Here is an 18904-nt window from a genome sequence, read left to right on the forward strand (position 1 = left end):
AGGCCATCGTGATCCGCATTCTGCTCGTCGAACCCTTGACCCTGCTCCGCGGCGCCCTGACCGCAACGCTGTCCCAGGAGGACGACCTGGACGTGGTCGCCGATCTGGACGCGCTCGGCCCGGCGCTCGACATGGCCGGCGCCGTGTCGCCGGACGTGGCCGTGATCAACATTGCGCTGATGGCCGGCGACGGTCTGGCGACGATCGCCCGGTTCACCGCCGGTCAACCGCGGTGCGCCACCCTGGCGCTGGCCGGCCCGGACGAGTCGGTGCTGCTCAACCGGGCGCTCGGCGGCCGCATCGACGGCGTGGTCAACACCCAGGCCGCGCCGTGCGAACTGGTCCGCGGCATCCGCCGCCTGGTCCGGGGTGAGCGTGTGATCGACGCGAGCCTGGCCGTGGCCATGGTGACGGCGCCGCGCAGTCCACTGTCGTCGCGCGAGCTCACCGTGCTCAGCGTGGCCGCATCCGGGATGCCGTCGACCGAGATGGCCGCCGAGTTGCACCTGAGCCCGGGCACCGTGCGCAACTACCTCTCGGCGATCCTGCGCAAGACCGGCGCCCGCAACCGCTGGGAGGCGGTCCGGTTGGCCGAGAACGCCGGCTGGCTGACGTAACGGGGGCGCAGCGCACCTGGCGGGGTGCGCTGCGCCGGTCCTGATGGCGGGAGCGGGACGGGTCAGAGCCGGCCCAGCAAGGCCAGGACGGCATTGAGCAGTGCGGCCAGCGGGCCCACCGCCGGGGCGCCGTCGAGCAGATGGGTGATGGCGCACAGCAGGTTGCCGAGCAGGTCGCCGGGCGCCTGCACCGCGGTGATCAGCAGGTGTACCTGGTTCAGGTCGACGACCAGACCGAGCAGGTTCAGGTGCAGCGGCCCCAGTACGAGGTCGAGCACCTGACAGGTCGCCGCCGCCACGGTCACGGGCAGGCTGACGGTGCGGCTGACCGTGCCGACGGGTGCACCGGACGGGTCCCTGACCGTACCGGAAAGCACGCCGGTGGCCAGCAGCCTGCCGTTGCGGGCGACGAACCGGGCCGGGGTGAAGCTGCCGGCGAAGGAGCCGCCGTCGGTGGCCGTGCCGGTGATCGGGGTGGCGAGGGCGGTCACCGGTGGCGCGGCCACCGGGGTGTCCGGGGCGGCGCCGGCCGCGCTCGCACCCGTGAAGCTGAGTCCCAACGCGGCCACCACCATGACCGCGATCATCGAGAGTCGTTGCCGATGTGTCATCCGTTTCTCCTGCGATAACGATGCGCCTGGGTTCACTGTCATCGACAAGCCTGGCTGCCCACTCGAGGTCAGCCCAGTGCGCGCTGTCATCGGTTGCGGGTGAGTGACGTCAGTCCGGAAAGCTGACAACTGTCACCATCAACGCCTGACCTCGCCTTTTCCGCAATCGTGACGAAAATTGACAAAGGTCGTTGCCGAGAGGCTTACATATCGTTGATCGTCAATCAAACTTCTGCTCCTGCTGTCGTCGCCAGGTGCCCGGCCAGGGCGCCGCGACCATGGAGGACACCATGCGCCCCGCTACCCGCAGTGCCGCGATCCTCGCCGGCATCACGCTCGCCCTCTCCCTCACGACCCCGGCCTTCGCCGCCCCCGCGACCGCAACGGTGCTCTACGCGGACAGTGCCACCGCGATCGGCGGCTCGTACGTCGTCGTGCTCAAGCGCGGCGAGGCCGACCAGACCCGCGCGGACCAGATCACCAAGCGGTACGGCGGCACCGTCTCCCACGTCTTCGGCCACGCCGTCGAGGGGTGGGCCGCCAAGCTGAGCGCCGCAGGCCGCCCGGCTCGCCGCCGACCCCTCGGTCGCCTCCGTCGAGGCCGATCAGCGGGTGCGGATCGCCGACACCCAGAGCGGCGCACCCTGGGGCCTGGACCGCATCGACCAGCGGGCGCGGCCGCTGAGCGGCACCTATTCGTACGGCCCGAGCGCCGGCGTCACCGTCTACGTCGTCGACACCGGCATCACCGTCAGTCATCAGGACTTCGGCGGCCGGGCCTCGTACGGCTACGACGCGGTCGACGGCGACAACGTCGCGCAGGACGGCAACGGGCACGGCACGTCGTCGCCGGTGTCGCGGCCGGGACCACGTACGGCGTGGCCAAGAGCGCGAATCTCGTCGACGTCCGGGTCCTGGACAACAACGGCTCCGGCAGCACCTCCGGGGTGATCGCCGGCGTCGACTGGGTGACCGCCCACGCCACCCCCGGCCGCTCGGTCGCCAACCTCAGCCTCGGCGGCGGCACCAGCAGCACCCTGGACGCGGCGGTGCGCCGTTCGATCGGCGCCGGGATTCCGTACGCCATCGCGGCCGGCAACTCGGGAGTCGACGCCGGCGGGAGCTCCCCGGCCCGGGTGACCGAGGCGCTGACCGTCGGCGCCACCGACAGCTCCGACGCCAGGGCCTCCTGGTCGAACTACGGCTCGGTGCTCGACCTGTTCGCCCCCGGCGTCTCGATCACCTCGGACTGGCGGACCGGCAACACCGCGACGTACACCGGAAGCGGAACGTCCTTCTCCGCCCCGCACGTGACCGGTGCGGTGGCGCTCTACCTGGCCGCGTACCCGGGCGCCTCGGTCGCCACGGTGAACGCGGCGATCGTGAACGCGGCCACCACCGGCGTGGTCACCGGCGCCGGCAGCGGCTCGCCGAACCGCCTGCTCTACACCGGCTCCTGATCCGGCGATCCGGCACCGCACGCGGGGCTGTCCCGATCGGGACAGCCCCGCGTGCGGTCATGACGGGCGGCCGGTCGGAGCCGGCCGATCGCGGGTCAGCGACTCTCGGCGAAGTACTCGTAGTTGTCGGCGTTGTCGACGGCGTTGCCCGGGTTCGACGCGGCGAGCTGCCTGGCCGCCGTCTGGCCGTACACGTGGTCGTCGGTGCCGCCGTTGACGGTGAAGTGGCTCGACTCGTGGACCAGGGTTCCGGCCTTCGAGTCGGTGCCCGTGGCCGGCGCCGTCCAGAACGCGTTGCACAGGTAGATGATGTAGGGCTCGTCCGGGTAGACGTACGCGTAGTAGTCCTCGGTGCTGGTGCAGTCGAGCGTCACGGTCTTGCCGGTCAGCTCGCCGGTGATCTTGTTGTACGCCGAGGTCACCCGGTTGAACCGGGACGAGCTGTAGGCGCCGAACCAGGTGGCGTAGGCGCCCCCGCCGGACGGGTTCGCCGCGAGCCAGGTGGTGGACTTCTGCGAGAACGTCGCGGCGTTGCTGACGGCCAGCTTCAGGGCGGTCTTCTCACTGGTGGTGCAGCCGCGATAGGTGAGGGTGACCGCGGCGGCCGCCAGGCTCACCCGCTCGGTGGTGGTCGGCGCGACGCTGGCGGCCTTGCCGGCGTGCCGGATGCCGGCGCTGGTGCGGACGGAGGCCGGACCGGCGTCGACCCGCAGTGTGCCCGGACGGGCCGCGGTCGCCGCGTTCAGGGTCCGCACCTGGGCCGATGCCAGTGCGACGGTGAAGGTTCCCGGCCGTGACAGGTCATAGTCGTCCGCCAGGTTCACCGTCGCCGCGTAGGTGCCACCGGCCGGGATGTGGGTGTAGTCGGCCGCGGTCGGCGCCGCGAGCTTGGCCAGCCTGCCGCGATAGGGCACCGGTACACCGTCGCGGGTGACGGCCAGGACGGCTTTGATCTCGCGGGCCTGCGGGAGGTCCCGGGACAGCACGTCGATCGCCGACCGTGACGTGTTGCGCACCGTGACGTGCACGGTGAGGGCGCTGCCGGTGACCTGGCCGATCTGGACGGTCGCGGTGAGGCCGGCGGTGCTGCCGGCTGCCGCCGCGCTCGTGGCGACGGCGGTGGCCGCCGGGATGGCCAGCCCGGCGGCGAGGCAGGCCGTCCAGAGCTGACGTCGGGAGATGCGCACGTGGTTTCCCTTCTCGGCCATCGACTTCTGCGGATGCCCCTTCCTCGCGGCAGGGGTGCGGGAGACGATGCACAGGCATCAATTGCCTTCTATTTACGTGATCATCTCGTTTCATTGGTGAATTTCGCTCATCCCTGATGGGTCATACCGTGGCTGACGGTCGGCTCCGCCTCGCCGGCCCGGATCAGAACCCGGCGAACTCGACGCCCGCGCCCCGCTCGGTGGCCCGCCGGAGCACCAGCCGGGCCACGGCGAGGTCCAGGATGCCCAGCCCGAACGGCGAGAACACGGTCAGCCGATCGGCGGGACGCCGGTACGGCGTCCCGGCCAGCAACGACCCCAGTGAGCCGCTGATGAAGTCGCGGTGCCCGGTCTCCTGCTCGGCCAGGTGCAGCGACGTCGAGGCCCGGCACACGTGGTCGGCGTCGTCCACGATGTTCGAGCTCGCGAGCACGGCGGGCACCGGCAGGTCCCGCAGCGACAGGTGCAGCAGGACCGCCCCGGGCCGGCAGTGGTCGGTGTCCAGATGGGGCCGGGCCGCCGTGGTCGCCAACGAGACCAGCCGGTGCGCGCCCAGCGCCGCCTCGATGCTCGGCGCCACCTCCACCTTGAGGCCGGTGATCCGGTCCGCGAACGACCGTGCCCGCCCGTCGTCGAGGTCGAAGACGGTCACCGTGCTCAACTCCGGCAGCGTCGTACGCAGGAACCGCAGCACCGCGGCGTTGATCACCCCGCAGCCGATCAGCGTCACTCCCGGCGTGTCCGGGGCCAGGGTGCCGGCGGCCAGGGCCGCGGAGGCCGCGGTCCGTCGCGCCGAGATGGTCTCGGCGGCCAGCACGGCCTCCGGCGCGCCGGTCCGCATCGAGTTGAGGATCATGACGGCGGTCGCCCGTGGCAGCCCGGCTCCGATGTTCGCCGGGAACGAGGCGATCCACTTGACGCCGGCCACCGGGTCGTCGCCGCCCAGGTAGGCCGGCAGCGCGATGATCCGGTTCCGGTCGTCGTCCGGGAAGCGCAGGAAGACCGAGTGCGGCACCGCCGTCCGGCCCTCCTCGTGGCGCAGGTAGGCCGCCCGGACCGCCCGGAGCACCTCCTCGTCGGCATCCTCCAGGATGCGCTGGACGTCTGCTCTTCCCAGGATCAACACGGGCTGGCCTCCATGGCGTTCTGCTTCCACAGGTGGGCGATGTCGCCGAACCGCTCGGCGACCCAGTCGTCGTCGTAGATGGTGTCCAGGTAGCGCTCGCCGCGGTCCGGAAAGATCAGGACACAGCTCGAACCCGGCGCGATCCGGTCGCGAACCCGGTCCAGCGCCGCCACGACCGCGCCGGAGGAGCCGCCGGCGAGGATGGCCTCCAGCGCGACGAGCCGCCGGCACCCCACCACGCAGGCGGCGTCGTCGACGTGCACCACCTCGTCGGCGAGCCCGTCACGGAACAGGGCGGGACGTACGGCCGCGCCGTGCCCCGGGATGACCCGGGGCCCACGGGGCGTGCCGAAGATCGTGCTGCCCACCGCGTCCACCGCCACGATCCGTACCGCAAGCCGCTGCTCCCGCGCGTATTCGGCGCAGCCGCGCAGCGTCCCGAACGATCCGGTGGAGCAGAACAGCACGTCGGGTGGCGCCGGCAGCGCCTCGACGATCTCCCGCATGGTGGCATGGTGGGCCTGCGGGTTCAGCGGGCTGGAGTACTGGTCCGGGCAGTAGCCGCCCGGCAGGGCCGCCGCCAGCTCCCGGACGCGGGCGATCCGTGCCGGCAGGAATTCCCCGGTCGCCGGGTCGGGCCGGGTCACGACCTCCACCTCGGCCCCGAGCGCCCGCATGATCGCGATGTTCTGCTGGTTGGCCCGCGGGTCGGTCACGCACACGAACCGCACCCCGTAGTAGGCGCAGACCTGGGCGAGTCCGATGCCGAGGTTGCCGGAACTGGACTCCACCACCACCGAGCGACCCGGGACGATCCGGCCGACGGCGACACCGTGCCGGATCATCTCGAGCGCGGACCGGTCCTTGATGCTGCCGCCGGGGTTGTGACCTTCCAATTTCGCGAACACCCGGAGCGGACTGCTCTCCCCGAGCCGCGTGAGCTCGACGAGCGGGGTCGCACCGATCGTGCCGGTGATCCCGCTGGCGAATGCCGGCGTCTTCATGCACCGAGCCTTGTCGGACGGTACGGCAGCGGCGCAGAGAAGGACGCGCAGTCTTGCCGGCACCGGGCCGGCACCGGTTGTTCTCTGACCCGGCGGCCGCCCGGGCGGCACCCTGATGATCCGACGAGTGTGGCCCGCAAACCCCGGAGGGTGCGCTATGACCGAGACCATGGATCCGGCGTCGCTGCGCGCGGAGCTGATGCGCCGCCGGCTCAGCGGCGTCACCGCGCCGCGGCCGGCCGCCGGCCCGCGACCGGCGGATCGTTCGGCGCCGATTCCGCTTTCGTACGCCCAGCAGCGGCTCTGGCTGCTCGACCAGCTCCAGCCGGGCACCACCGAATACCTGGCCAGCACGGTGTTGCGCCTCACCGGCCCGCTCGACGAGCCCGCCCTGCGCCGCGCGCTCGACACTCTCGTCGCCCGCCACGAGGTGCTGCGCACCCGCTATCCGCTCCGCGACGGCGACCCGGTGCAGGTGATCGACGACCCGGCCCCGGTCGATCTGACCCGGCTCGACCTGCGCGCGCTCGACCGGGCCCGGGCCGAGGCCCGGCTCGCCGCCCTGGGCACCACCGACCGGCAGCCGGTCGACCTCGCCGACGGCCCGGTGCTGCGGGCGACCCTGGCCCGGCTCGGCCCGCACGAGCACGCACTCGCGCTGACCATCCACCACATCGCCACCGACGGCTGGTCCGACGGCCTGCTCGTCGACGAGCTCATCCGGCTCTACGCCGGGCACCGGTTTCCCGGGCCACCGGCCCTGCAGTACGCCGACGTCGCTCTCTGGCAGCGCACCGGCGCCCCACTCGACGAGCACCTGGCCTTCTGGCGTGACCGGCTGGCCGGTCTCGTCCCGGTGGAACTGCCGGCCGACCGTCCCCGGCCGCCGGTGCGCGACCCCGCGGGTGCCTTCCTGCCGTTCGTGATCCCCGCGCCGGTCGCCCGGAAGCTGTCCGAGCTGGCCCGGCGGCGTGGCGCGACCACGTTCCAGGCGGCCCTCGCCGGATACCTGATCCTGCTGTCGCGATACACCGGGCTCGACGACATCGCGGTCGGCACCACCGTCGCCGGCCGCGACCACCCGCAGGTCCAGGACCTTCCCGGCCTGTTCGTCAACACCGTCGTGCTGCGCGCCGACCTGAGCGGCAGCCCGTCCTACTCCGACGTCCTCGACCGGGTGCGCGACGTCACGCTGGACGCCCACGCCCACCAGGATCTGCCGTTCGAACGGCTCGTCGAGGAACTGGCGCCGGGGCGCGATCCGTCGCGGACCCCGCTGTTCAGCACGATGTTCCTGATGGACGACACGCCGGCCACCGTTCGCGAGGCGGGCGGACTGCGGTTCGAGCGGATCCCGGTCGGGGAGAGCAGCGCCAAGTTCGACCTGACCGTCGCGATCGCCGAGCGGCCCGACGGATCGCTGGCCGGCGGCATCACCTACGCCACCGCCCTGTTCGACCGGGCCACCGTCGAGCGGCTCGCCGGGCATCTCGGGCAGCTGCTCGCCGGGGCCGTGGCCGACCCGCGATCCCCAGCCGACCGGCTGGATCTGCTCACCGCGGGGGAGCTGCGGCAGCTCACCCGCGGTGGGAACGGCAGCGTGCAGACCTATCCGGGTGGCACACTGCCCGCCCTGCTCGAGGCGCAGGCCGCCGGCACACCCACGGCGACAGCGTTGCGATACGAGGGGCGGGAATGGACGTACGCCGAAGTCAACGCCCGTGCCAACCGGATCGCCCACCACCTGCGCGGCCTCGGCGCCGGGCCGGAGTCGGTGGTGGCGGTCGAGCTGCCGCGCGGCGCCGACCTGGTGTTCGCCCTGCTCGGCGTGCTCAAGGCGGGCGCCGCCTATCTGCCGCTGGACCCGGAGCACCCGGCCGACCGGCGGGCCTTCATGGCCCAGGACGCCGGCGCCCGCATCGTGGTCACCGAGCGGCTGCTCGCCGATGCCGAGGGCGGGGACGACAGCGATCCGGTCAGCGGGGTCACCCCCGCCCACGCCGCCTATGTCATCTACACCTCGGGCTCGACCGGCCGGCCCAAGGGCGTGCTGATCGAGCACCGGGCCATCGTCAACCGGCTGCAGTGGATGCAGCAGACCTACCGGCTGGACGCCGGCGACCGGGTGCTGCAGAAGACACCGGCCGGGTTCGACGTCTCGGTGTGGGAGTTCTTCTGGCCGCTGCTGACCGGCGCGACGCTGGTGGTGGCCCGCCCCGGCGGCCACCGCGACCCGGCCTATCTCGCCGCCCTGATCGCCGCCGAGCGGATCACCACGCTGCACTTCGTCCCGTCGATGCTGCGCGCCTTCCTGGCCGAGCCGTGCGGCACGCTGCCCTCGGTGCGGCGGATCATCTGCAGCGGCGAGGCGCTGCCGGCGGACCTGGCCGACGCGGTGCACGAGCGGATCGGCGGCGAACTGCACAATCTGTACGGGCCGACCGAGACCGCCGTGGACGTCACCGCCCTGCGCTGTCTGCCCGGCGAGCCGGTCACCATCGGCCGGCCGATCGCCAACACCAGCGCGTACATCGTCGACGACCGCGGGCGGCCGCAACCGGTGGGCGTGCCCGGCGAACTGCTGATCGGCGGCGTGCAGGTGGCCCGCGGCTACATCGGGCGGCCCGGCCTGACCGCGGACCGGTTCGTGCCCGACCCGTTCGGTGCCGACCCCGGCGGCCGCCTCTACCGCACCGGTGATCTGGCCCGCCACCGGCCCGACGGCACCATCGAATACCTCGGCCGCCTCGACCACCAGGTGAAGATCGCCGGGCAGCGCATCGAGCTGGGCGAGGTCGAGACCGTGTTGCGGGAGTGCCCGGGGGTCACCGACGCGGCGGCCGCCGTCGCCGACGGACAGCTCGTCGGCTACGTCGTCACCGACACGAGCGTCGACGACATCCGGGCCCACCTGCGCCGTCGGCTGCCCGAGGCGATGATCCCGGCACGCTGGGCCGTGCTGGCCGCCCTGCCGCTGACCGGCAGCGGCAAGCTCGACCGCCGGGCCCTGCCCGACCCGGACGCCCCGGTGCCGACCGGCGCGTACGACGCCCCGCACGGCGAGGTGGAGAACCTGCTCGCCGGCGAGTTCGGCGCCGCCCTCGGCATCGCGAAGGTCGGCCGCCACGACAGCTTCTTCCAGCTCGGCGGCGACTCCATGCGGGCGATCCGGGTGGTGGGCGCGGCCCGTGCCGCCGGGATCGCCCTGCGGGTGCAGGACATGTTCACCCACCAGAGCGTCGCCGCGCTCGCCGAGCTGACCGGGTCCCGCGCCGAGTCCTCCCCGGAGCGGCCGGTCGAGCCGTTCACCCAGATCAGCGACGCCGATCGGCGTCTGCTGCCGCCGGGACTCAGCGACGCCTACCCGATCACCCAGAACCAGGCCGGCATGCTGTACGAGATGCTGTCCGGGGCGGACCGGGCGGTGTACCGCAACGTCTCCTGCTACCGGATCCGCGACGGCAAGCCGTTCGCGGCCGGGGCGCTGGAGCAGGCACTGCGGCTGCTGCTCGTCCGGCACGAGATCCTGCGTACCTCGTTCGACCTGGGCACCTACTCGGAGATCATGCAGCTGGTGCACGAACGGGCCGAGCTGCCGGTCGAGGTCCGCGATCTGCGCGGCCGGCCCGCTGCGGACCAACAGGACGCGGTACGTTCGTTCCTGGCCGCCGAGCGGGAAGTACCGTTCGACATCGGCCGGGCCCCGCTGGTGCGCTACACCGTGCACCTGCTCAGCGACCAGGAGTGGCTGCTCACCCACGCCGAGTGCCACGCGATACTGGACGGCTGGAGTCACACCGCGACCGTCGCGATGCTGATCGACCTCTACCGCGGCGTGCGCGACGGCACCCCGCCCGAGCTGCCCGCGCCGCCCGGCGTCCGGTTCGCCGACTTCGTCCACCTGGAGCGCGCCGCCCTCGATTCCACCGAGGACCGGGAGTTCTGGGCCGCCACGGTCGCCTCCCGCGACCGGTTCGAGCTGCCGCCGGAGTGGGCCACCGAGCCCGCCGGCGCCCCGGCCACCATCGTCGACGTGCCCTGGGCCGACCTGGCCCCGGGGCTCAAGCGGCTGGCCGCCGCGGCGAACGCCTCGCTCAAGAGCGTGCTGCACGCCGCCCACCTCAAGGCGTTGAGCGTCGCCACCGGCCAGGAACGCTTCTTCGACGGACTGCTCTGCAACGGCCGGCCGGAGCGGCTGCGCGGCGACGAGGTGTTCGGCATGTACCTCAACACCGTGCCGTTCGCCGCCGACACCCGCGCCCGCACGTGGCGCGAGCTGGTCGCCGGAGTGTTCGCCGAGGAGGCCCGGCTGTGGCCGCACCGGCGCTACCCGCAGCCCACGATGCAACGGGACTGGGGATCGGCCTCGCGGCTGATCGAGGTCGCGTTCGGCTACCTCGACTTCCACGTGCTGGCCGGCGAGGCCGAGTCCGGGGTGCGGATGATCGACGACTTCAGCCCGGGCAGCCTCGCGCTGGAAGTGTGGACCTTCCCCGGCGTGCTGCGGCTCGGTGCCGACCCGGCCCGGATCGGGCGGCCCCACCTGGAGCTGCTGCGGCGCACGTACCGGCACGTCCTGGAGGCCATGGCGGCCGACCCCGGCGGCGACGCCCGAGCCGTGGGCCTGGCGGCCGCCGACCGCCACGACGCCGTCGACCGGTTCCAGAACCCGGTCGCCTTCCCCGCGCTGCCGCTGCTGCACGACCTGGTCCCGACCGGCGCGGCGGTCGCGCTGCGGCAGGGCGACCGAACCCTGTCCTACGACGAGGTCCACGCCCTCGCCGGCGGGCTCGCCGCCCGCCTGCACCGGCTGGGCGTCGGCCCGGACACGGTGGTCGGCCTGCTGCTGCCCCGCGGCACGGATCTCGTCGTCGCCATGCTCGCCGTGCTCCGGGCCGGCGGCGCCTTCCTGCCGCTGGATCCCGCCTACCCGGCCGAGCGGATCCGGTACATGCTCGACGACGCGGCACCCGCGGTCGTGCTCACCGACCCGGCGTACGCCGCCCTCGCCCCCGGCGCCGAGATCGTCGACCACGAGGCCTACCGCACCCTGCCCGCCGCCCCGCCGCCGGCGCTCAACGGGGAGAACCTCGCCTACGTCATCTACACCTCGGGCTCCACCGGGCGGCCCAAGGGCGTCGGCGTGCCGCACCGGGCGCTGCTCAACCTGCGCCACGCCCAGAACCGGCACCTCGACGTCCGCCCCGGCGACCGGGTGCTGCAGTTCGCCTCACCCAGCTTCGACGCCTCGGTGTGGGAACTGGCGATGGCGCTCACCAACGGCGCCGCGCTGGTGCTGCCGCCGCCCGGCACCGACCCGGGTGACCTGCGCGCCCAGGCCGGCGTCGTCACCCACATGACGGTGCCGCCGTCCCTGCTGGACCGTCTCCGGCCCGACGACTTCCCGCACCTGCGGGTGCTGGTCACGGCGGGTGAGGCGGTCACCGCCGAACAGGTGGCGCGGTGGGCCCCGCACACCCGGGTGGTCAACGGGTACGGGCCGACCGAGACCGCGGTCTGCGCGGCCGCCGCCGAGCTCGGCACCTCGGCGCCGGCCGGCCCGCCGCCGATCGGGCAGCCGTTCGCCAACGCCCGCGTCTACGTCCTCGACCACGATCAGCGGCCGCTGCCCGCCGGCGTGCGCGGCGAACTGGTCGTCGGCGGGGCCGGCGTGAGCCGCGGCTACCTGGGCCGTCCGGCGCTGACCGCCGAACGGTTCGTCCCCGACCCGTACGCGACCGTGCCCGGCCAGCGGATGTACCGCACCGGCGACGTGGCCTCCCGGTCAGCCGAGGGCACCCTGAGCTTCCACGGCCGCCGCGATCACCAGGTCAAGGTCCGCGGCTTCCGGATCGAGCTGGGCGAGGTCGAACACGCCCTGGCCGCCTGCCCCGGGGTCACCGGCGCGGTCTGCACCGTGCACCGGCCCGGCACGCCCGACGCCACCCTCGTCGCCTACACCCGTGGCGGTGTCCCGGCGGCCGACCTCCGTGCGCACCTGGCCGACCGGCTGCCGCAGCACCTGATCCCGACCCACTTCCGCGCGGTCGACGACTTCCCGCTGACCCCGGCGGGCAAGGTCGACCGGGCCGCGCTGCCCGCCCCGGACGGATCCCGGCCGGCGACCGGCGCCGCGTACACCGCACCCCGCACCGACCGGGAGCGGCACCTCGCGCAGGCGTGGAGCGAGGCGCTCGGCGTCGCCCGGATCGGTGCCGACGACGACTTCTTCGACCTCGGCGGACACTCACTGGCCATGATGCGGGTGATCGCGGCGCTGCGCTCCCGGCACGGCTACGAGCTGACCTTCCGATCCTTCCTGGAACAGCGCACGGTCGCCCGGCTGGCGGCCACCCTGACCGAACAGAGCTCCGGCAGGGCACTGATGTGGCTGCGCGACGGGACCGGGCGGGTGCCGCTGATCTGCGTACACCCCGGCGGTGGCAGTGCGCACTGGTACCAGCGGCTGCTCCCGCACCTGCACCCCGAGCAGCCGGTGGCCGCGTTCGAATGGCCCGGACCGCACCCGCAGGGCACCCCGAGCACCGAACAGATGGCGGCCCGCTACCTGGCCGAACTGCGCGACGCGCGGCTGGAGGGTCCCTACCGGATCCTCAGCTGGTGCGGCGGCAGCGGCATCGCGATGGAGATGGCCCACCGGTTGATCGACGCGGGGGAGCAGGTCACGGTGATGCTGCTCGACCCCGGCCTGGACATGCACAGCCGGGACGACGGCTGGAGCGAGCTGGCCCTGATGCGCCGCCTGGAGGCGTTGCTGGCCGAGGGAGCGGACACGCCACAGCGCCGGACCGAGATCCTGAGCCTGCTCGACCACCTGGTCGACGACGTCGACCCGGCGACCGGCATCGTCCTGCCCGAGGGCGGCGCCGGCCACTGGCCGGCCGCGGTGCGCATCTGGCGGGAGGTGATGGAGATGGACATGAGCTACCGGCACCGCGTCTTCCCGGGGCGCCTGGAACTGATTGCCAGCGACGAGCTGGTCCGCGGTGAGCACGAGGTCGCCTCGGGGCAGAGCTACGGCGACTATCTGGCCCGCTGGCGGGAACTGGTCACCGGTGGGGTCCGGGTGCATCGCGTCCCGGGCGACCACTTCAGCGTCCTGCGGGAGCCGCACGTCCGCCGCTTCGCCGAGCTGATCACCGGCCTGCTGGACGACGCCTGACACAGCACGCGGCGGTCATGACGGGCCGGTCACCCCGTCATGACCGCCCTCGCCCAGGCCTCGAACCCGGCAGTGATCATGGGAGCCGGCCCGAGGTGCCCGGTCGGTGCCAGGTCGGGAAGACTTGCCCGAGCCGGCGCGGCGACACGCCGTCGACATGCCCCGTACGGGTCATCGCCCATTAGTGGAAGCCCGACCATGGCCAGTGGAATCACTGGTCCCGGCCCACTACCGTGGCCGCCATGCCCGATCCGCCGGACCCTGCCGGCTCCGCGCCCTGCGCACCGGCAACCGCGGCGTCGAACCCGTCCGGCCTCCCGCTGTTGCCGCCACCGCCGGAGCCGTTCTGGACCCGGGCCCGGTGGCGCCGCCGCTTGCGGGCGGTGGGCGCGCACACCGGCCTGCAGCACTGGCTTCTGGTCCGCGGTTTGCCTCTGACCGGCGTCTTCCTCGCGCTGTATGTGACCAACGGCCTGGTCAATTGCTGGCGGACAACCTACGACGTGACCATCGGCGTCATCTCCCCGGGCGATCATGCGGTCGCCGTGCCCGCGCTGGCCTGGCCGTTGTCGGTGGCGGGCTGGCTGGCCACCCCGGCGATCGTCGGTGCCGCCATCGGCATCACCATCGAGCGGGCCATTACCGCCCGCCGCAGCCGCTCGATCACCGATGTCCTCGGCACCCCGTTGGACGACCCGGATGCCTGACTGGATCCCGGAGATCCCTCCGCTGAAGAACCTCGTGTATGCCCACAGTGGCTACAACGTCCCGGACGGCTTCGCCGCCGCCTTCGTCGTCCTGCACGATCACGACTGGCCGGCCGCCGAGGACCACTGGGAACGCGCCGTGCAGGCAGTCTTCAACACCGACGCGGTCGCCAAGACCGCCACCGGCGACACCGCCGTACGCCAGGCCGTGACCGCAACCGCTGATTTCTTCACCACCAGGCGATATTTTCCCTGGTGTTGTTGGTGCCGCAAAGGCACCCCGGTGCCCACCGAGGAGCTTGCCCGCGCCTCTGCCACCGGTAAGGAGGCCACCGAATGACCGATCCCGTCACCCCACCGCGCACGTTCGGCAGCTTCCACGCCCTGGCGGCCCGCCTCCTGCGCGACGGGTATCCGGACCCCCTGACCGACGCCGACATTCAGCAGCACGCCGACGCCGCCGTTGCCCGGATCCGCGCCAATCCCGGCAACGGTAGAGCTCAACCCCCGATCGACGTCATCCGTCAGGGAACTCGCCGCCTCGGCACCCACTACGACCTCAGCGAGGCAGACCTCCGCGGTGCGAACCTCCGCGGGGTCAAGCTCATCGAGGTGATCCTCTTCGAGGCGAACCTCTTCGGGGCGAAGCTCTCCTGGGCGGACCTCACCAGGGCGAACCTGCGCGGAGCGAACCTTCATCAGGCGTACCTCATCGGGGCGGACCTCACCGGGGCGAATCTCGCCAACGCGGACCTCAACGAGTCGCACCTCATCGGGACATACCTCATCGGTGCAAACCTCACCAGGGCGAATCTGGGCGGGGCGGATCTTCGTGGGGCGGACCTGCGCGGAGCGGATCTTCGTGGGGCATGGGCCACCCCGGCCAGGCTCGACGAGGCGGTGTGGGATCGGTCCACGGTCTGGCCGGCCGGGTGGTCGACATGGATCGCCGACCGATCCGAGCCGTTGCCCGGCGGCGGGTACCGGATCACGTCCGATCAGCCCGGTGCCGACGACCGGGCTGCATCTCCGGTCAGCCGGTGACCGCGGCTCCCAGCGTCCCACGGGTCAGGTTGCCGGCCGCTGGCGCAGGCGGGCGAGATCCCGTTTGATGTAGCGCAGGTGCGCCCACTCCTCCTCCAGGATCACCCGGATGCAGTCACCGACGCTGGGACGCCGGTCGCCGCCGCCCCAAGGGTTGTCGCGCTGCTCGGCGAGCAGGTCCGTCGTGGCCGTGGCCAAAAAGTCGGTGACCATCCGCTGACGCTCGGCACGGACCGTGAGGATCTCCGCGTAGGCCGGCGGATCGGTGCGGAAGATCGACATGTCGAAGCCCATCCGGTCGGCCCCGGTGAAGATCTGGCCGATCTCGTGAAACGGGCGGGGCGTCCGCAGGATCGCGCCGCGCAGCCAGGCGTCGGTCGCCAGGACGAGGTGCCGCAGGGTCTGGGCCAGTGACCACTCGTCCGCGACGTGGGCGTCCACGAGGTCCGGGGGAGTGTCCGCCACCGTCGTCTGCCAGGCGGCACGTACCGCGGCCCAGCCCTCGCGCAGCCCCGCGGGGGTCTGGGCCCGCTGCAGCTCGCGGCCCGGGAACTGCCGGTTGAGCTCGGCATCCACGAGCGGCACCACATCGACGCCGTTGACCAGGAGACGGCCGGAGAACAGGTCGTGGCTGTCGATGTCGAGGCCGTCCACCTCGACGCTGCGCATCGTCACACCGCTGACATCGGAGAATCGCAGGGTGGCGCCCTGGAAGCTGGTCCTGACGAAGGTCGCGCCGGCGAACTGCCCGGTGCCGGAGAAGGTGGTCACCACTGCATCATCACGGATTCCGGGCGGCCACCGGGAGGCGGGCGTTCTCCTCGTCGCGCCAGGCGAGCCAGCGGCGTAGCTCGTCGAGATCGAAGTCCGGGCCGCGGGTCATCAGGGTGAACATGCCGGCGCCGCGCGCACGCAGCGGCGCTGCGACGGTCCACGGGTCGCCGTCGACGAACACCGCCCGTTCGATGGTGGCCGGGTCACGCCGCAGTTCATCGCAGAACCCGTCGAGTCGGCGCGACTTCTCGCTGAAGACGTCGTCCTCGGCGAAGGTCTGCCAGATGTCGGCGTACCGGGCCACCAGCCGCAGCGCCTGGGGCCCGTCGGCGGCAACCAGGATCGGCATCCGCCGGATCGGGCGCGGGTTGAGCAGCTGCAGCCGGCGTTCGATGCGGTGCAGGGCCTCGCGTAGCTCGCGCACCCGCTGAGCCGGTGATCCGAACGCGAAGCCGTACTCCTCGGCCTCCCACTCGCGGAAGCCCGCGCCGATGCCGAGGATCGCCCGACCGTCGCTGATGTGGTCGACGGTGCGGGCCATGTCGGCGAGCAGGTCGGGGTTGCGGTAGGCGACGCAACTGACCAACGCGCCGATCGCGGCGTGGCCGGTGGACTCGGCCCAGGCCGCGAGCGTGGTCCAGCACTCGAAATGCTTGCCGGAGGGGTCCTTGCCGAGCGGGAAGAAGTGGTCCCAGTTGAAGATCGCGTCGACGCCGAGCGCGTCGGCTTCGGCCACGGCCCGCCGGATGGCCGCATAGTCCGCCCGCGACGGTGGGATCTGGATCGCGACTCGTATCGTGCCCGGTGTCGTCGTCACGATCGAGAATCGTAGATCCGGCCACCAAGCCCACCGCCGCGGAGATCAGCCGGGTGCTCAGCGTGCCGTGTCGTAGGCGACGAAGCGCAGCTCCGAGGTGTACCGGTTGCCCTGGTCGTCGGTGAGCCAGGTCTGCTCCGGGGTGGGCAGCATCTCGCTCACCGTCAGCCGGGCCGCCGGGTCCTTGCGCACCAGCCGGCGGACGGCCTTGGCGAGCAGATTCACGAAGACCGGGCTGTCGAAGTCGACGAACAGCGGCCGTGGCTCGGCCGGCGAGGTCACGAAGACGAACCGGGGGAGCTGCCGCTCCGCGGCCCATCGGCGTGCCGCGGCGAACCGGAGCGCCTCCGTCTTCGCGTCGGCGAAGCCCTGCTCGGCGGCGGGGAACCGCCACGTCTCCCGGGCCAGCACCACCTTGTCGACGGTCACCCGCGGGGTGTGGTCCGCTTCGGGCAGGATCCGCCACCGGTCCATCACGAGGGTGGTCAGGACGTGGGAGAACGCGTCGACGACGTCGTACCGCGTGCCGTCCGGGAGGACCGCGAACAGGGTGTCGCCGTCGGCCTGGACGGCGACGTCCGCGCAGTTGACCGTACGGGGGCGGCGTGGGTCCGCGGTGAAGTCGGCCAACGCGACGTAGTGGTCCTCGGGCCGGGCCAGGCTGTAGCGGATCCGGATGGACAGCCGGGAACGGTTCTCCTTGGCGATCATCGGCAGCAGCCGGGGCGCCGGGTGGTCCCGGGTGGTCAGCTCCAGCATCTCGTCCGGATTCGGGTGCTGATGGAGGTACAGGGCGGCGCCGAGGGTGTTGATGGCGACGTGCAGTTCGCCGAGGACCAGTGCGAACTCGCCGCGGCCGGCCGCCTCGGCGCTCGCCGCGGCGATCATGACGTCCGGGCTGAGGTAGCGGGCGGACGGCCAGCCACCGCCGGTCGAGGGGAAACTGTGGTGGACCCGCTCCTCGATGTCGGCGAGGCGCAGCCGTACCCGGCGGGCGTCCGAGCACGGGCCGAGGATGTCCTGCCAGCGGCGCCAGAACTCCTGCTGCAGCTCGGCCGCGTCGGCCGGGGCGTCGCGGTGCACCACCGGCATGCAGGCGAACCAGAAGGCGGCCAGGTCGGCCGGGCGCGACTCGTCGAACACCTGCCGGATCCGGGAGCGGAACCGCCGGGCCAACTCCGAGGTGAGCCAGGTGGTGCTGGACAGGAGCAGCTCCAGCGGGGCGAGGGCGGCGACCACGTCGCCGCCGACGCGGACCGACGCGGATCGCCGGCAGTCCGCGTAGATCAGGCCGCGCCCGGGTGCCGTGCCGGCGCTCTTCTCCCGGGCCGAGGCGGCGTCGGTCAGCGCGGCGAAGTCGTTCTCCAGCGCCTCGATCGCGGCCGCCAGCTCGCCCGGGCCGGTGGCCGCGCGGACCCGCTCCCGACCGCGTTCGAGCCGGTCGAGCCGGTCGAGCCCGCGCCGCCGGGCGTCATCGTCGCCGACCCCCTCGAGCCAGGCGCGCAGATGCCGCTCCGGGTACGCGTCGGCGGGCAGATCCAGCCGCCAGTGCACCAGCCGCCGCCGGACCAGTTCGGACAGCGCCTCAGTGGGATCCGTGCCGGTCAGTTCCCCGATCGCCGCGGGCGTCCGGATCCCGTCGCAGTAGCGCAGCACCCGCAGCAGCTCCGGCGACAGATCCTGGGCCGGGCAGCCGGGCAGGGCGGCCGCGGTGGTCACGAACGGGACCCGCCGCGGGGCCACCCAGCGGGCCAGCACCGGATCGGCGCCCAGGCTGCGGGCCAGAGCGTCGATCGCCCAGCTCGCGAAGTAGATGTTCGTCCGCTCGACCAGGCCCTCGCCCGGCTCGACCACCAGGCCGGACACTCCGGGGTCGTACCTGCCCCAGCCGACCGGGCCGAAGAAGCCGATGGTGTCGTTCTTGACGCAGAACCGCTGCCAGTAGTGGGCCACCAGCTCCTCACGCTGACGGTCCTTGCTGGTGCGGGCCGACGCGGGGCGCGCGCGCAGGAACGGCCGGACCGCCCGGTCGAGCAGCGCCCGGTTCTGCCACGCCACCGCGGCCTTGTAGTCGGGCCGGGCCGCGATCTCCTGCAGGGTGAGCGCGGTCTTCACCGCGGCCGCGTCATAGGTCTCCAGAAAAGCGGCCTCCGGAGAAGCGGCCTCCGGAGAAGCGGCCTCCGGAAAAGCGGCCTCCGGGGAAGGCACCTCCGAAAGGGCGGCCGCCGACAGTTCCGGGGCGACGAGCCGCAACACCCCCTCGGCCGGGAAACCCGGGCCGCGCAGCGCGAACTGTTCCCACAGCCGGAACCGGCCGCCGAGCAGCAGCGGCGTGCTCTCCGAACCGGCCATC

Annotated in this window: 14 protein-coding genes; 7 read left to right on the plus strand and 7 right to left on the minus strand. The window is 72.7% G+C overall.

The features are described from left to right. Positions 1-8: 8 nt before the first annotated feature. Positions 9-617: a response regulator transcription factor gene (locus tag ACSP50_RS20040; RefSeq protein ID WP_014691084.1), complete on the plus strand. Its 609-nt coding sequence runs from the start codon at positions 9-11 to the stop codon at positions 615-617. A gap of 62 nt (positions 618-679) precedes the next feature. On the opposite strand, the gene ACSP50_RS20045 is transcribed toward ACSP50_RS20040, so the two are convergent. Beyond that, positions 680-1228, minus strand: coding sequence for a hypothetical protein (locus ACSP50_RS20045; protein WP_014691085.1), 549 nt, complete (start codon positions 1226-1228; stop codon positions 680-682). Positions 1229-1840: 612 nt separating this feature from the next. Between ACSP50_RS20045 and ACSP50_RS45085 the strand changes: the two genes are divergently transcribed. Beyond that, positions 1841-2179 (plus strand): hypothetical protein, encoded by a 339-nt coding sequence (locus ACSP50_RS45085; protein WP_369793935.1) that lies wholly within the window; start codon positions 1841-1843, stop codon positions 2177-2179. After that, positions 2107-2688 (plus strand): S8 family serine peptidase, encoded by a 582-nt coding sequence (locus ACSP50_RS45090; protein ID WP_014691086.1) that lies wholly within the window; start codon positions 2107-2109, stop codon positions 2686-2688. Before ACSP50_RS45085 ends, ACSP50_RS45090 begins: the two co-directional genes overlap by 73 nt. A gap of 95 nt (positions 2689-2783) precedes the next feature. Here ACSP50_RS45090 and ACSP50_RS20055 read toward each other — a convergent pair whose 3' ends face one another. The 3 genes from ACSP50_RS20055 to sbnA form a co-directional block, all read right to left on the minus strand. After that, positions 2784-3875 carry a M35 family metallo-endopeptidase gene (locus ACSP50_RS20055; protein WP_157432789.1) on the minus strand — a complete coding sequence of 364 codons (1092 nt, stop codon included), beginning with the start codon at positions 3873-3875 and terminating at the stop codon, positions 2784-2786. A 184-nt stretch (positions 3876-4059) separates the two neighbouring features. Next, on the minus strand, positions 4060-5022 hold the full coding sequence (sbnB, locus tag ACSP50_RS20060) for a 2,3-diaminopropionate biosynthesis protein SbnB (protein ID WP_014691088.1): 963 nt from the start codon (positions 5020-5022) through the stop codon (positions 4060-4062). Beyond that, positions 5016-6026, minus strand: coding sequence for a 2,3-diaminopropionate biosynthesis protein SbnA (sbnA, locus tag ACSP50_RS20065; RefSeq protein WP_014691089.1), 1011 nt, complete (start codon positions 6024-6026; stop codon positions 5016-5018). The genes sbnB and sbnA overlap by 7 nt, the downstream gene beginning before the upstream one ends. A 157-nt stretch (positions 6027-6183) precedes the next feature. Between sbnA and ACSP50_RS20070 the strand changes: the two genes are divergently transcribed. The 4 genes from ACSP50_RS20070 to ACSP50_RS20085 all read left to right on the plus strand — a co-directional run bounded on the left by ACSP50_RS20070 (position 6184) and on the right by ACSP50_RS20085 (position 14960). Continuing rightward, positions 6184-13209 (plus strand): non-ribosomal peptide synthetase, encoded by a 7026-nt coding sequence (locus ACSP50_RS20070; protein ID WP_014691090.1) that lies wholly within the window; start codon positions 6184-6186, stop codon positions 13207-13209. A 242-nt stretch (positions 13210-13451) separates the two neighbouring features. Beyond that, a complete protein-coding gene (locus ACSP50_RS20075; protein ID WP_014691091.1) occupies positions 13452-13916 on the plus strand; it encodes a hypothetical protein in 465 nt (154 codons plus the stop codon). Continuing rightward, positions 13909-14256, plus strand: a complete 348-nt coding sequence (locus ACSP50_RS20080) for a hypothetical protein (protein ID WP_014691092.1) — start codon at positions 13909-13911, stop codon at positions 14254-14256. The genes ACSP50_RS20075 and ACSP50_RS20080 overlap by 8 nt, the downstream gene beginning before the upstream one ends. After that, positions 14253-14960 (plus strand): pentapeptide repeat-containing protein, encoded by a 708-nt coding sequence (locus tag ACSP50_RS20085; RefSeq protein WP_014691093.1) that lies wholly within the window; start codon positions 14253-14255, stop codon positions 14958-14960. The genes ACSP50_RS20080 and ACSP50_RS20085 overlap by 4 nt, the downstream gene beginning before the upstream one ends. Positions 14961-14984: 24 nt before the next feature. Here ACSP50_RS20085 and ACSP50_RS20090 read toward each other — a convergent pair whose 3' ends face one another. From ACSP50_RS20090 to ACSP50_RS20100, 3 genes are read right to left on the minus strand one after another with little or no spacing between them, the layout of a single operon-like run. Beyond that, positions 14985-15731, minus strand: coding sequence for a DinB family protein (locus ACSP50_RS20090; RefSeq protein ID WP_043514828.1), 747 nt, complete (start codon positions 15729-15731; stop codon positions 14985-14987). A 10-nt stretch (positions 15732-15741) separates the two neighbouring features. After that, entirely contained in the window at positions 15742-16551 is an 810-nt protein-coding gene (locus ACSP50_RS20095; protein WP_014691095.1) for an LLM class F420-dependent oxidoreductase, read from the minus strand. A gap of 57 nt (positions 16552-16608) precedes the next feature. Next, complete coding sequence (locus ACSP50_RS20100; RefSeq protein ID WP_014691096.1) at positions 16609-18903, minus strand: lantibiotic dehydratase; 2295 nt, start codon at positions 18901-18903, stop codon at positions 16609-16611. Between the last annotated feature and the right edge of the window lies 1 nt (position 18904).

Origin of the sequence: Actinoplanes sp. SE50/110, from assembly GCF_900119315.1 — a bacterium.
Lineage (GTDB): Bacteria > Actinomycetota > Actinomycetes > Mycobacteriales > Micromonosporaceae > Actinoplanes.

Excerpts from the sequence above, each read along its gene's own strand:
- sbnA (WP_014691089.1), bottom strand. The coding sequence starts at position 6,026 with ATGAAGACGCCGGCATTCGCCAGCGGGATCACCGGCACGATCGGTGCG.
- ACSP50_RS20075 (WP_014691091.1), top strand. The coding sequence starts at position 13,452 with ATGCCCGATCCGCCGGACCCTGCCGGCTCCGCGCCCTGCGCACCGGCA.
- ACSP50_RS20080 (WP_014691092.1), top strand. The coding sequence starts at position 13,909 with ATGCCTGACTGGATCCCGGAGATCCCTCCGCTGAAGAACCTCGTGTAT.
- ACSP50_RS20100 (WP_014691096.1), bottom strand. The coding sequence starts at position 18,903 with ATGGCCGGTTCGGAGAGCACGCCGCTGCTGCTCGGCGGCCGGTTCCGG.
- ACSP50_RS20045 (WP_014691085.1), bottom strand. The coding sequence starts at position 1,228 with ATGACACATCGGCAACGACTCTCGATGATCGCGGTCATGGTGGTGGCC.
- ACSP50_RS20085 (WP_014691093.1), top strand. The coding sequence starts at position 14,253 with ATGACCGATCCCGTCACCCCACCGCGCACGTTCGGCAGCTTCCACGCC.
- ACSP50_RS20070 (WP_014691090.1), top strand. The coding sequence starts at position 6,184 with ATGACCGAGACCATGGATCCGGCGTCGCTGCGCGCGGAGCTGATGCGC.